The organism is Rhizobium sp. 22-785-1 (assembly GCF_053521965.1).
Window position 1 is genome coordinate 533,159 of the sequence record NZ_JBNWDI010000002.1, and the last position, 13,925, is coordinate 547,083.

The 13,925-nt window shown below is 57.6% G+C and carries 13 protein-coding genes; 8 read left to right on the forward strand and 5 right to left on the reverse strand.

Annotated elements, in window-relative coordinates; translation table 11 throughout:
- Window positions 1-143: 143 nt before the first annotated feature.
- Complete coding sequence (locus ACQZ5M_RS07285; RefSeq protein ID WP_449079335.1) at window positions 144-602, reverse strand: YbaK/EbsC family protein; 459 nt, start codon at window positions 600-602, stop codon at window positions 144-146.
- A gap of 581 nt (window positions 603-1,183) precedes the next feature.
- On the opposite strand from ACQZ5M_RS07285, the gene ACQZ5M_RS07290 reads away from it, so the two are divergent.
- Complete coding sequence (locus tag ACQZ5M_RS07290) at window positions 1,184-1,393, forward strand: cold-shock protein (RefSeq protein ID WP_296015816.1); 210 nt, start codon at window positions 1,184-1,186, stop codon at window positions 1,391-1,393.
- Between the two features lie 70 nt (window positions 1,394-1,463).
- Here ACQZ5M_RS07290 and ACQZ5M_RS07295 read toward each other — a convergent pair whose 3' ends face one another.
- The 4 genes from ACQZ5M_RS07295 to ACQZ5M_RS07310 form a co-directional block, all read right to left on the reverse strand.
- Window positions 1,464-1,859 (reverse strand): hypothetical protein, encoded by a 396-nt coding sequence (locus ACQZ5M_RS07295; RefSeq protein ID WP_449079336.1) that lies wholly within the window; start codon window positions 1,857-1,859, stop codon window positions 1,464-1,466.
- Entirely contained in the window at window positions 1,823-3,214 is a 1,392-nt protein-coding gene (locus ACQZ5M_RS07300) for a M20/M25/M40 family metallo-hydrolase (RefSeq protein ID WP_296077984.1), read from the reverse strand. The genes ACQZ5M_RS07295 and ACQZ5M_RS07300 overlap by 37 nt, the downstream gene beginning before the upstream one ends.
- A 165-nt stretch (window positions 3,215-3,379) precedes the next feature.
- Window positions 3,380-3,814, reverse strand: a complete 435-nt coding sequence (locus tag ACQZ5M_RS07305; protein WP_296077992.1) for a MarR family winged helix-turn-helix transcriptional regulator — start codon at window positions 3,812-3,814, stop codon at window positions 3,380-3,382.
- A 304-nt stretch (window positions 3,815-4,118) separates the two neighbouring features.
- Complete coding sequence (locus ACQZ5M_RS07310; protein ID WP_449079337.1) at window positions 4,119-4,502, reverse strand: hypothetical protein; 384 nt, start codon at window positions 4,500-4,502, stop codon at window positions 4,119-4,121.
- Window positions 4,503-4,592: 90 nt separating this feature from the next.
- Here ACQZ5M_RS07310 and polA point away from each other — a divergent pair, with 90 nt between their 5' ends.
- The 7 genes from polA to ACQZ5M_RS07345 all read left to right on the forward strand — a co-directional run bounded on the left by polA (window position 4,593) and on the right by ACQZ5M_RS07345 (window position 13,916).
- Window positions 4,593-7,583 carry a DNA polymerase I gene (polA, locus tag ACQZ5M_RS07315; RefSeq protein WP_296077993.1) on the forward strand — a complete coding sequence of 997 codons (2,991 nt, stop codon included), beginning with the start codon at window positions 4,593-4,595 and terminating at the stop codon, window positions 7,581-7,583.
- A gap of 93 nt (window positions 7,584-7,676) precedes the next feature.
- The gene (locus ACQZ5M_RS07320) at window positions 7,677-8,399 is read left to right on the forward strand and encodes a DUF1868 domain-containing protein (protein WP_449079338.1); all 723 of its coding nucleotides are present in this window, start codon (window positions 7,677-7,679) and stop codon (window positions 8,397-8,399) included.
- A gap of 189 nt (window positions 8,400-8,588) precedes the next feature.
- Complete coding sequence (rpmF, locus tag ACQZ5M_RS07325; protein WP_016556742.1) at window positions 8,589-8,774, forward strand: 50S ribosomal protein L32; 186 nt, start codon at window positions 8,589-8,591, stop codon at window positions 8,772-8,774.
- 165 nt (window positions 8,775-8,939) lie between these two features.
- Window positions 8,940-10,763 carry a sensor histidine kinase gene (locus ACQZ5M_RS07330; protein WP_449079339.1) on the forward strand — a complete coding sequence of 608 codons (1,824 nt, stop codon included), beginning with the start codon at window positions 8,940-8,942 and terminating at the stop codon, window positions 10,761-10,763.
- Window positions 10,760-12,121, forward strand: coding sequence for a sigma-54-dependent transcriptional regulator (locus tag ACQZ5M_RS07335; protein WP_449079340.1), 1,362 nt, complete (start codon window positions 10,760-10,762; stop codon window positions 12,119-12,121). Before ACQZ5M_RS07330 ends, ACQZ5M_RS07335 begins: the two co-directional genes overlap by 4 nt.
- Before the next feature lie 217 nt (window positions 12,122-12,338).
- On the forward strand, window positions 12,339-13,322 hold the full coding sequence (locus ACQZ5M_RS07340) for a tripartite tricarboxylate transporter substrate-binding protein (protein WP_296084690.1): 984 nt from the start codon (window positions 12,339-12,341) through the stop codon (window positions 13,320-13,322).
- A 132-nt stretch (window positions 13,323-13,454) separates the two neighbouring features.
- Complete coding sequence (locus ACQZ5M_RS07345; protein ID WP_449079369.1) at window positions 13,455-13,916, forward strand: tripartite tricarboxylate transporter TctB family protein; 462 nt, start codon at window positions 13,455-13,457, stop codon at window positions 13,914-13,916.
- Window positions 13,917-13,925 lie beyond the last annotated feature (9 nt).

The window sequence follows — 13,925 nt, forward strand, 5'->3', positions numbered from 1 at the left end:
TGTGAGAAACTGCTCCATGATAACTAATGTCGCGCCGGACATCGCGTGACACCGAAGGTGAATCCCGTTGAAGCTTAAATGCGGCGATTTAAGGTGGCGTTAAGGCGCAACCGGCTTCACTTTGGCGTCACCGCGAACGGGGGTCACTGGCAGACGTCGACCCACTCGGCCTTGGTCAAGCTCACCAGGCGCTCTGGCGAAATCCGCACCGCCGCGTTAATCGCACCTGCCGCAGGCACGACCTCGGCATAATCCTTCAGTGACACATCGCAATAGACCGGTAAATCGGAAGGCAAGCCAAAAGGACAAACGCCACCGACTGGATGGCTCGTTACCTCGACCACCTCTTGCGCATCCGGCATGCGAGGCTTGGCGGAGAAGCGATCCCTGAATTTCCGGTTGTCCAGACGCTTCATACCAGCGGTGACGACGAGGAGAATGGTTTCTCCCGCCCTAACGCAGATCGTCTTGGCTATCTGATCCGGATCGACGCCATGCGCTTCCGAGGCAAGTGCCACGGTGGCAGAACTGGCTTCGGTCTCCAGAACCTCAATATCTGGAGCATGGGTCGCGAAATAGTCTTGGACGGAACGAAGGCTCATGCGCAATCTTTAGGCGCACCCGGCCATGGAGGCAAGAGGACGCCTCATAGCTATGCGCAAAACGCAATGCTGCGCTGCAATGATATGTCTGTTTTCGGACGGGAACTCCTGTATCTTACAAGCATCGAAGCGACGCACTCCTCCTCCCAGCGTCGCCCGATTGGACTGACAGCACTCCTCCTCCCAGTTGTCAGTCAGTTTTAAAAACCCGGCGCACCTCCTCCCGCGCCGGGTTTTTTATTGCCTTGATGGCAGAAGCTCCCTTCATTTCATCATCTCAGTATCCGGGGTATGCTCGCAGATCCCTCGGCCTCACAACAACCGCGAGCGCGATGCCTTTTGATGCAGGACAACGCGACGCGCTCTATTGAAATTTGCCCGTGAGATTTGTCGTGAAACGGTGTTGAGGGGAAACTTGACTTATTCGTTCACCCGCCCTACTTCTCTCGCATCGATATTTGTTTGACGACCAGAGCTTCGGCGTCCCAAAGACGCTCAGACGATCTTTCTTTCCTTCAAATTCGACCAAAACCGCGCTGGCTTTCAGTGCAAAAGTAATACGCCAACGGAAGGAACTCGTTATGGCTACTGGTACAGTTAAGTGGTTCAACGCAACCAAGGGCTACGGCTTCATTCAGCCTGACGACGGCGCACAGGACGTGTTCGTACACATCTCTGCAGTCGAGCGCGCTGGCATGAGCGGTCTGAAGGACGGTCAGAAGATCTCCTACGAACTCGTTCAGGACCGTCGTTCTGGCAAGATGTCTGCAGACAGCCTCGTCGCTGCCTGATCATGATTTGGCTGGTTTGACCAGTCTGTCAGTTGAAAAGCCGAGATCTCGCGTCTCGGCTTTTTGCGTTTTAAAGGCATCTGACGAATAATGGGCCCTTGTCCTTGTAAAAGAGATCATGCCAACCAATATAAGGTACATCAGTGTTTCGGCAGTTCCCGATGAGGCTTTGATGAGCCGCCGCGTTGCAGCCCGTTAATGAAAAATTAACCAAAGCGCGCAATGATGAAAGGGAAGACATGAGCGACAGTAAATATGCTGGCGCCGTGCTGAGACACAAAACCGTTTTTGCACTTTGACCACGGATGTACTGGCACTGATCGCATAAACGGAAATGAAAGGTCGGGCTTGCCCGGCCTTTTTGCTTTTCTGGGTCTACCCCCCGAGGATCAGTGCCGCCAAAGGCGGCACTGTCTGTCTCCCATTCGATTATTTGGCGCTTAATGCCGATAGGATCCGCACCCATGAGCGCGTTCCCTTGTGGAAAGACTTGAGCTCGTACTTCTCATTGGGCGAGTGAATGCGGTCGTCGGTGAGGCCGAAGCCAATCATCAGCGAATCCATGCCGAGCATCTTCTGGAAGTCGCCAACAATCGGGATCGATCCACCCATGCCGATGACCACGGCAGGCTTTGCCCATTCATCCGACAGCGCCGACTTCGCCTTGGTCAAGGCTGGCGAGTCGTACGAGAGATGGATGGCTGGCGAGCCGCCATGTTCGTGGAATTCGACCGAGCAATCTGCCGGAATCTTAGAACGTACATAGGCGCGGAAGCTCTCGCGGATTGCGGCTGGATCCTGATGGCCGACAAGGCGGAAGGACACCTTTGCAGAGGATTTTGCGGCGATAACGGTCTTGAAGCCTTCGCCTGTATAACCGCCAGTGATGCCGTTCACTTCCGCCGTCGGGCGCGCCCAAGTCAGCTCGAGGACAGAACGTCCTTTTTCTCCAGCCGGAACGGAAAGACCAACTTCGCCGAGGAAGGATTCTGCCGTGCGGCCGAGACTGTCCCACGAAGCCTTGATGTTGGCAGGGGTTTCCTCCACGCCATCATAAAAGCCGGGCAATGTCACGCGACCCGTTTCATCATGCAGCCCGGCGAGAATGTCGGTCAGAATATGGATCGGGTTGGCGGCAGCACCGCCGAAGAGGCCGGAATGCAGGTCGCGATCGGCAGCGGTGATGACGATTTCCTCGCCGACGAGCCCACGAAGGGCCGCAGCAATTGCGGGCGTTTCGTGGTCCCACATGCTGGTATCGCAGACCAGAGCGTAATCGGCTTTCAGCTCGCCTGAGTTGGCGTCCAGAAACGGTTTTAGCGAGGGCGAGCCGGATTCCTCTTCGCCTTCGAAGAGAATGGTGACGCGGATCGGCAGCGAACCGCTGGTCTGCTTATAGGCGCGACACGCTTCGACAAAGGTCATCAACTGGCCCTTGTCGTCTGATGTGCCGCGACCCGAAATCACCTGACGACCGCCGCCGATATCCTTCAACTTGGCATCGAAGGGATCATCCTGCCATAGATCGATCGGATCGACAGGCTGAACATCGTAGTGGCCGTAAAACAGCACATGCGGCGCGTCGGCTGTTGCTCCATCATGATGCGCGACGACCATGGGATGGCCTGCGGTGTCACGAATGGAAGCGTCGAAGCCGATGCTGGTCAGATCGCGCACCAGCCATTCGGCCGCCTTGCGGCACTCCGCCTTGTAGGCCGGATCGGTGGAGATGGACTTGATGCGAACGAGTTCGAAAAGTCTCTCAAGGCTGGAGGGAAGATTGTCGTCAACTGCCGAGAGAACGGGGGAAATATCTGTCATTGCATGATCCTGTCATGTCGGGCGCGCCATAGGTCTTCCAACTGCGCTCCACCTTCTGGAAATCTGCGCATCTGGCGTCGCGATCATCCAAGTCAGATCATGGCGCCCATGCACAAGATGGCGGCACGATAGAGCAATTGACCAGCAGTTTCGAGCCGGAAAATATCATCTTTCGGATTTGGCCGCCTCAATGGCCCGCGACATATATTCGAGCAGCAATTGCCGCTCGAACTTCAAAAGGTCCTTGAGCAGCGCCTCTTCCGTTTCGTTCGAAGCGGCGATCGCCGCCTCTTCCAAAGCGGCCCCCGCTTGCGTCAGCATGATGATCTGCGAGCGGCGATCAGTGGGATGGGGCTTTCGCTCGACAAGGCCATCGCGCTGCATGCGCGCGAGAGTATTGGCCAGCGTCGCCTGCTCTATGTCGACCCGGTCGAGCAACTGGCGCTGCGTCAACCTGTCCTCCTTCCACAGTTCCAGCAGAACGGGAAACTGGCCAGGCGAGAACCCAAGCTCTGCTGTGCGTCTTTGCAGCGCAAGCGAAAAACCTTTTGCCAGTTGCGCCGCAAGATAGGCTACCGAGTCCTGTCGAGAAAATCCCATCGGGCAGATCGTCCGGATCATTTACATATCGTACGATGTACAGCGGCATGCTTTCGCGAGGCATGCGCGAGCCAGGAGGACGCGCAAAAGAAAACCGCCATGACCGGGAGGGGACGGTCATGGCGGCCATATTGAGGGACAAAGGCCCGGAGAGGGGGAAAGGCCTTTGTCCGGTCTGACGCGGCGGGGGACGAGCCAGCTATCAGACTACGGCGTGATCAGTCGCCGTCCTCTAAGAAATGAGGCGGCAAATGCGGCTTTTCAAGGGAAGAACGGATTACAAATCGGTAACGTTCCGGTGAGATTATTTGGCGTTATTTCTGGGCTTTTGCTGAAGCCAGGTGATGCCTGTCAGCGCACCACCAATCAGAGCCGTGATCCAAATAAAATCCATCACCATGCGGGCCGCGGCACTATCGGCACGAGCGACGATGATGACGACAAAGCCGGCCAGGAGTGCTGCGTCTGCGAACTGAAACTTTGCCACTTCCCACATATTTGTATTCACTTCGGGATTATCGGGAAAATACGTGCGCAGACCTTTGGTCGCCAGCAGGTAAAGGGGAACGATGGCCGTCTTTGCCACTGTCAATGAGGCGGCATCACCCAAGAACCAGGATGTTGCAGCAACACCCGCCATCAGGACGATCGAAACGAGCAAGGCCGTTGTGGTAGATGTTGTATGCATCAAGAACCTCGCGAGACCGTGGAAGAAACTTGCTGGGTACTTGAGGGCGACGATAGACCTTTTTGCCGTCTCGCGCTATCCATGCTTCCCATGAAAAAAGGCGATCATCTCTTCCTCGTGGACGGCTCCGGTTTCATTTTCCGCGCTTTCCATGCCATCCCCCCGCTCAACCGCAAGTCCGATGGATTGCCGGTCAATGCTGTATCCGGCTTCTGCAACATGCTGTGGAAGCTGTTGAAGGATGCGCGCAACACCGATGTGGGGGTGACGCCAACGCATTTCGCGGTGATCTTCGATTACTCGTCCAAGACCTTCCGCAATGAGCTCTACGACCTCTACAAGGCCAATCGCTCAGCACCGCCGGAAGATCTCGTTCCGCAATTCGGCCTGATCCGCCATGCGACCCGCGCCTTCAACCTGCCCTGCATCGAGACCGAAGGTTTCGAGGCCGATGATATCATCGCCACCTATGCCCGCCAGGCGGAAGCGATCGGTGCGGATGTCACCATCATTTCCTCCGATAAGGACCTGATGCAGCTCGTCACGCCCAATGTGCATATGTACGACGCGATGAAGGACAAGCAGATCGGCGTGCCGGACGTCATCGAAAAATGGGGCGTGGCCCCGGAAAAGATGATCGACTTGCAGGCGATGACCGGCGATTCCACCGATAATATTCCGGGCATTCCCGGCATCGGGCCGAAGACGGCGGCGCAATTGCTGGAGGAATATGGCAACCTCGATACGCTGCTGGAGCGCGCGGGCGAAATCAAGCAACAAAAGCGCCGGGAAAACATCATCGCCAATGCGGAACTGGCCCGCCTCTCCCGTCAGCTCGTTTCGCTCAGGACCGACGTGCCGCTGGAGCTTGCGCTGGATGCGCTGACCCTTGAGCCGCAGGATGGCCCGAAGCTCATCGCCTTTCTGAAGGCGATGGAGTTTACCACGCTGACACGCCGCGTGGCGGAAGCGACCGGCGCCGATGCCGCCGCGATAGAACCCGCGCATGTTCCGGTGGAGCGCGGCGCGGAGGCCCATGGTCCTGATCTCGATGCTATCACGGATGCGCCGGATGCTGCATCCGTTCCGCTTGGCGAAGAGTCCGTGTCCGATGTCGGCGCCGTTCTCTCCAAAGCAGAAGGCGATACGCCGCAGGCGCTTGCCTCGGCGCGCGAAACCATATTCGCCGCCGCCAAGATCGATACGACCGCTTACCAGACCATCCGCAGCATCGAGGAACTGGATCGATGGGTCGCCATGGCGCGAGAGACGGGCGTGGTTGCCTTCGATACCGAGACGACCTCGCTTGATCCGATGATGGCGGAGTTGGTCGGCTTCTCGCTTGCGATTGCCGATAACAGCAAGAATGCCAGCGGTACGGACATCATCGCAGCCTATGTTCCCTTGACCCACAAGACGGGCTCCGGCGGCGATCTCTTCAGCGACGGCATCAAGCTGGCCCCCGACCAAATCCCTTTCGACCTGGCGCTTTCACGGCTGAAAGACCTGCTCGAAGATCCGGCGGTTCTGAAGGTCGCGCAAAACCTCAAATATGATTACCTGCTCGTCAAGCGCCTCGGCATCGTGATGCAGAGCTACGACGATACTATGCTGCTCTCCTACGTCTTGGAGGCTGGCAAGGGCGCGCATGGCATGGATGCGCTTTCCGAGCGCTGGCTGGGCCACAAGCCGATTGCCTACAAGGACGTTGCAGGTTCCGGGAAATCCGGCGTGACTTTCGACTTCGTCGATATCGACAAGGCCACCGCCTATGCTGCCGAAGATGCCGACGTAACGCTCAGGCTCTGGATGGTGCTGAAACCCCGCCTCGTCGCTGATCGTCTAACGAGCGTCTACGAGCGGCTGGAGCGACCGCTGGTGCCGGTTCTGGCCCATATGGAAGAGCGCGGCATTTCTGTTGACCGACAGATCCTGTCGCGGCTTTCCGGCGAACTGGCCCAGAAGGCCGCTGCCTTCGAGGAAGACGTTTACGAGCTTGCCGGCGAGAAATTCAATATCGGTTCGCCCAAGCAGCTTGGCGATATCCTGTTCGGCAAGATGGGTCTGCCCGGCGGTTCCAAGACCAAGACCGGGCAATGGTCTACCTCCGCCTCCGTGCTGGAAGACCTCGCCGCCGAAGGTATGGAACTGCCGCGCAAGATCGTCGACTGGCGCCAGCTGACCAAGCTCAAATCCACCTATACGGATGCGCTGCCGGGTTACATTCATGCCGATACCAAACGGGTGCATACCTCCTATTCTCTGGCATCAACGACGACTGGGCGTCTATCCTCTTCGGAACCCAACCTTCAGAACATTCCGGTACGCACCGCCGAGGGCCGCAAGATCAGGACGGCCTTCGTTTCCACGCCCGGCAACAAGCTTCTTTCGGCCGACTATAGTCAGATCGAATTGCGCGTGCTCGCGCATGTCGCCGATATCCCGCAGTTGAGAAATGCCTTCGAGAACGGCATCGATATTCATGCTATGACGGCATCGGAAATGTTCGGTGTCCCGGTGGAAGGCATGCCGTCTGAGGTGCGTCGCCGCGCCAAGGCGATCAATTTCGGCATCATTTATGGCATTTCTTCCTTCGGTCTTGCCAATCAGCTCAGCATCGGTCGCTCGGAGGCGGGTGAGTACATCAAGAAGTATTTCGAGCGTTTCCCCGGCATTCGCGACTACATGGAAAACACCAAGGCCTATGCCCGCGAGCATGGCTATGTTGAAACCATCTTCGGTCGTCGTATCCATTATCCGGAAATCAAGTCTTCAAACCCCTCGGTCAGAGCGTTCAACGAACGGGCCGCAATCAATGCGCCAATCCAGGGCTCTGCTGCCGATATCATTCGCCGCGCAATGATCCGCATGGAGCCCGCGCTGGAACAGGCGAAGCTTTCGGCCCGCATGCTGCTTCAGGTGCATGACGAACTGATCTTCGAGGTTGAAGACGGCGAGATCGAAAAAACGCTGCCGGTTGTGGTGTCCATAATGGAAAACGCCGCAATGCCCGCCATCGATATGAAGGTGCCGTTGCAGGTGGACGCACGCGCTGCCGATAACTGGGATGAGGCGCACTAAAGCATGATCCGCGTAAAAGTGTGCAGCGGTTCGGATGTCACGCGCCTGTCGCGCATGAAGCGTAGGTGAAGGCTTCTAACAAGGAGCCTTCCCATGCACGCCCCGCTCGTTTCACCAACGCTTGCCAAGTTCTCGACAACCTATCAGACGACACCACCCCGCCATCTGGGAACGCGCTATTCTCCGGAAGGAGAATTTCTGCCCGAGCCGGGCAACACGGTTGTCTGCCATCTGGTCGAAGGGTCGCAATCTCAAAAGGCGATCATTGCCGCCCGTCAGCGGCTTCTCGATATGCCGAAAGCTGACACACACCTTGCCTTCACGCCCGTCTCCAGCCTGCATATGACGGTGTTTCAGGGCATCATCGAGCATCGCCGCTCCTGGCCTTACTGGCCCAAGGAGATGCCGCAAGACAGCGCGATCGACGCGATGACGGCTTTTTATCTGGAGCGCCTTGCAGACTTTCCAAAGCTGCCAGCCTTCCACATGCAGGCAACCTGCGTCACGCCGCTTGGTTTGCGGCTGACAGGTGCGAGCGTTGAAGACGACAGGATAATCGCCACATGGCGGGATGCATTTGCCGATGCCTTTGGTTATCGTCACCCAGACCACGAGACTTACGAATTCCACATCACATTCGCCTATACTCGCCGCTGGTTTGAGCCGGATAGCCTGCCCCGGTGGCAGGTAATGCTGGATGACTGCCTCGACGAATTGCGAGCGGCGGCACCGGTCATCGAAATGCGTCCACCAGCCTTCTGTGCATTTGCCGACATGAACCACTTTGAGGAGTTGCTTGTCTTCAATCCCGTCTGATAAGGATGTCGCCCAAGGATGCCGATTTTCGATTGCATATCGGTATCTCTCGAAAAAATGCGTGTCAGGGCTGGTCAAAGCCCCATGAGGCATGTATAAGCGCGCCAAATTTCCGATATCGAGACATGCGACATTCGGCCTAAGGTTTGGCTGGTTCCCGTGTTTCGCCGCTTCAGTGGAGTAACACAAATGGCAGTTCCTAAAAGAAAAACGAGCCCGTCCAAGCGCGGTATGCGCCGTTCGGCAGACGCCCTCAAGGCAGCAACATACGTCGAAGACAAGAACTCCGGCGAACTGCGTCGCCCGCACCACATCGACCTGAAGACAGGCATGTACCGCGGCCGTCAGGTTTTGACGCCGAAGGAAAGCGCATAATCAGCGCTTCCTGATACACTTGCATGACGAACGAGCCGGCCTTTGGGTCGGCTTTTTTGTTACCTTGTCGTGTCTTCGCAATGCCGCTTGGAAAATAGTTCACCCACACATACTATCCTCAATAGGAGGGCAGATTTTCGGGATGTGCCATGTGGAGGGGTTTGAGTGAGATATCGGCGGGTTGGCATCCTTCTGCTTTGCCTGGCTCTGTGCGGCTTCGCCTTCACCAAGGGACGCGAACTGCTGGCGGAAAGCTACCTCAACGAGGCTGCCGAACAGGGCGGAACAACTTTACGCCTCGCCGTCTCCGCCCTTGGCGGGCATCTCAACCGGTACGAGCCGTTGCCGGCATTGATGGCCGATCACGATGACATCGAAGAGCTGGTTGCGCATCCCGAAGACCAGCGTCTCAGAGAGCGCGCCAATATCTATCTGAAGTCGATCAACGACCTTCTTAAATCCTCCGACATCTACATCATGACGCTGGACGGTGAAACAATCGCCGCCAGCAACTATGACGGCCCCGCGAGCTTCATCGGGCAAAATTTCAGCTATCGACCGTATTTCCAGGATGCCGCCAAGGGCCTGCAATCGCGCTTCTTTGCACTTGGCACCACGTCGCACAAGCGCGGCTATTATTTTGCCTCGCCCATTCTGTTCAACGATGTCATCAAAGGCGTCATTGTCTTCAAGGTGGATATCGAAGGCATTGAAGCCTCCTTCGGCACCGGCGAAAACCGCATCGTCGTCACCGATCCGGAAGGCATCATCTTCATGACCGGGGTGCCGCAGTGGCTCTATTCGGCAATCTTGCCGCTGACGCCGGACAGAATTGCCCGAACCGAAGCCTCCCGCCGCTATGCGGACGCCAAGCTCAGCCAGCTGCCGGTGACTGAAGGGACTTTCGGCAGTCATCGCTTGATGGCGGTCCGCGAAGGGCAGCAGGACCGGGAATATCTCGTTCTCTCCCAGCCCATGCCGGAAGCAGGCTGGACCGTAAATGTGCTGATGGATACCGGTTCGGTGCGGACACAGGTGCAGACTATGCTGCTGGCCGCCCTGCTTTGCCTTGGCCTCGCCGGCGCTTTGCTCGCGGCCATGCTGCAAAGACGAAGGCGCTTGCAGGACCGCCTCGTGCATCAGGCGGAGGCCCAGGCCGAGCTGGAGCGTCGCGTGGAGGAACGCACTGCCGATCTGGCGCGGATGAACTGCGACATCAAGCGCGAGATCGCCGAGCGTCGACAGACCGAAAAGCAATTGCGCAAGACCCAGAAGGATCTGATCCAGGCGGGCAAGCTTGCAGCCCTTGGTCAGATGTCGGCGGCCCTCTCGCACGAATTCAACCAGCCGCTCGCGGCAGCAAAGACCTATGCCGAAAGCGCCTCGCTCTTGATCGAACGCGGACGCGTGGAGGAGGCAAGCTCCAACCTGTCGCGTATCTCCGCCCTGATCGACAGGATGGCTTCGATCAGCAAGCATTTGCGCAACTTCGCCCGCAAACCCAACGAGCATGTGGGACCTGTTCCGCTGGATATGGTGGTGGCTGATACGCTGGAAATCGTCAGCGCCCGGCTAAAGGCGGCAGATGCGCAATTGCATGTGTCCCTTGGACCGGAGACACTCTTCGTCAAGGCCGGGCCGGTGCGCCTGCAGCAGGTGCTGGTCAACATCATCTCCAATGCCGCCGATGCGGTCGAGGGTCTAGACGACAGACGTATCGATCTCACCGCACACAAGAGCGAGGGCAAGGTCATCGTTTCCGTGCGCGATCACGGTCCCGGCGTGCCGCCTGCGATCATGGAGCGTATCTTCGACCCGTTCTTTTCCACCAAAGGCGTCGGCAAGGGTCTCGGTCTCGGCTTGTCGATCTCCTATAATATCGTCAAGGATTTCGGCGGACGGCTGATCGTCACCAACCTTGAGAACGGCGGCGCGCGTTTCGATATTGAACTCGACGCCGAAACACCGATGGAGATTGCCGCGGAATGAGCCTGTCCCGCGTATTGCTGATTGACGATGAAGAGGATTTGCGCCTTTCCACTGCTCAGGCGCTGGAACTTGCGGGGCTGGATGTCATCACCATCGACAATGCCGATCATGTCTTCGAACTGATCGGCTATAGCTTCGATGGCGTGATCGTCAGCGACATCCGCATGCCGGGTATCGATGGCATGAGCCTGTTGCAAAAGGTTCGGGAGTTGGATGCCGAAATTCCCGTCATCCTCGTCACCGGTCACGGCGACGTGCAGCTTGCGGTGAGCGCCATGCGCAACGGCGCCTATGACTTTATCGAAAAGCCCTTCAGTATCCAGTATCTCGCCAGCATCATCAAACGCGCCATGGATCGGCGCTCGCTTGTGCTGGAAAATCGCCGCCTGCGCGCCGTTGCAGGAAAGCGCGACGACCTGGAAACGCGCCTGCCCGGACGCACTCAAGCCATGGTTGATCTGCGCTACCGCATCCGCGCCATAGGAGCTGCCGATGCCGATACTTTGATCATTGGCGATACCGGTGCGGGCAAGGAGGTCGTGGCGCGGGCGCTGCACGATATCAGTGCGCGTGCCGACCGTCCCTTCGTTGCCATCAACTGCGCGGCTCTGCCGCAGCATTTGATCGAAAGCGAACTCTTCGGTCATGAAGCGGGTGCCTTTCCAGGGGCACTCAGAGCCCGCTACGGCAAGTTCGAGCATGCGCGTGGTGGCACCATACTTCTCGACGAGATTGGCTCCATGCCGTCCGATATGCAGGGCAAGCTGCTGCGCGTCCTTCAGGAGCGCACCATCACACGCCTCGGCTCCAACGAGACAGTAGAGCTCGATGTCCGCTTCATAGCCACCAGCAAGACGGACCTTGCGCAGGAAGCACTTGCCGGGCGCTTCCGGCAGGATTTGCTTTATCGGTTGAATGTCGCGACCATCCATGTCCCGTCACTGGCGCAACGGCAAAGCGATATTCCCCTGCTTTTCCTACACTTGGTGAGAGAAGCCGCCGCGCGCTACGGGCGCGACGACATGGAGGTCCCGTCCACCATCATTTCATCGCTTCCTATGCGTGAGTGGCCGGGCAATGTCCGTGAGCTGAGAAACGAAGCTGACCGGTTCGTTCTTGGCCTTGATGGTCGTTCCGGCGAAGGATCGCAAAGCGATCCACTTGGGGGTCACGGTCTTTCCGCCAAGGTAGCAGAATTCGAAAAGGGCATCATCGCAAGAACAATCGCGACCCATAAAGGCAATCTGAAAGCCGTCTATGAGACGCTCGGAATATCGCGCAAGACGCTCTATGAAAAGATGCAGAAATACGCTTTGACCAAGAACGCTCCCATCGACGAAGACATGACGAACTCCTGAGTTTACTCTCTTCTTATCGTCATGGGTAGAAATCCACCCACGTCACGACACCAATGTTTCGGATTCCACCCATTCGGACCGTTAGCCGACACTCTTTTAAAGATTTGTTTTCCTCCCTCAATTGCGTGACGCGCGATCTCGACTGCAAATGAACCTACCCCGGCGAGCGCAGAGGAGTGCGTTTCGTTGCTGAGGCCATATTCATCGGGAGGAAAAGATGAAACTTCTGAAATCCGTCACGGGTGCAGTTGCTGCCGCCGCCGTATCGCTCTTTGCGCTTTCCGCAGCCGCACAGGATTATCCTGGCCGCAACATCACCATGGTCGTGCCATTCTCCGCGGGTGGTCCGACGGATACCGTGGCACGCCTCGTTGCTGAATCCATGTCCAAGGATCTCGGCCAGCAGATCATCGTCGAAAATGTCGGCGGCGCAGGCGGAACGCTCGGTGCAGGTCGCGTGGCATCCGCTGATCCGGACGGCTACACCATCCTTCTGCATCACATTGGTATGGCGACCAGCGACACGCTTTATCGCAAGCTGGCCTACAAGACACTCGACGCCTTCGACTATGTCGGCCTCGTGACCGAAGTCCCGATGACGATCCTCTCGCGCAAGAACCTTGAGACCAAGGACCTGAAGGGCCTGATCGATTACGCCAAGGCAAACAAGGATACGGTTACCGTCGCCAATGCCGGCATCGGCGCTGCCTCTCATCTGTGCGGCATGCTGTTCATGAGCGCAATTCAAACGCCGCTTGTGACTGTTCCCTACAAGGGTACGGGCCCGGCAATGACCGACCTTCTTGGCGGCCAGGTCGACATCATGTGCGACCAGACCACCAACACCACAAAGCAGATCCAGGGCGGCACCGTGAAGGCTTACGCGGTCACGACACCGGCGCGCCTCAGCGTTCTGCCAGACGTCCCGACGGCAACGGAAGCGGGCCTGCCCAACTTCGAAGTTGGCATCTGGCACGGCATCTACACGCCGAAGGGCACGCCTGCCGCTGTGAATGAGCGTCTCTCCAAGTCGCTTCAGGTGGCACTGAAGGATCAGAATGTTGCCGCACGCTTTGCCGAGCTTGGTACAACGCCTTCTCCAGAAACGGATGCAACGCCTGCCGCGCTAAAGGCAAAGCTCGAAAGCGAAATCGCACGCTGGAAGCCGGTCATCGAATCCGCTGGCCAATACGCCGACTAATCCTGCCTGAGGCCGGGGATGACCGATGTCCTCCCCGGCATCCGCTTGAAAACGACATCGATCCTTAAAGACCTCATCGAACTCTACAGACATCGGGCCAAAGACGGCACTGATGCACAGGCGGGGACGGCCATGAAATCAGTCAGTTTCGATGCCACAGAAGCCATCTGCGGCGCAATTTTCATCTGCCTCGGCATCTTCTTTGCCTGGCAAGCCTATGATCTTGATCTGGGAACGACATTCCGCATGGGGCCGGGCTATTTCCCGCTTGCCCTGTCCTTGATCCTCATATTGCTCGGCGGCGTCATTTTTCTTCGCGCCGGCAAGGTTGCAAACGAGCCGATGACCTCCATTGCTTGGCGCGGCATCTTTTTCATCCTGCCAGCACCGATCTTCTTCGGCCTGACGGTGCGTGGGCTGGGTTTCGTGCCGTCGCTGTTCCTCAGCGCTCTAATCGCCTCGTTTGCATCGCACAAGATGAAACCAATGATGGCCGTCCTGCTCTCCGCTGCGATCACGGTCTTTTCGGTTCTCGTCTTCGATTACGGTCTTGGCCTGCCTTTCCAGCGCTTCGGCCCTTGGCTCAACTTCTGAGGTCGCGTC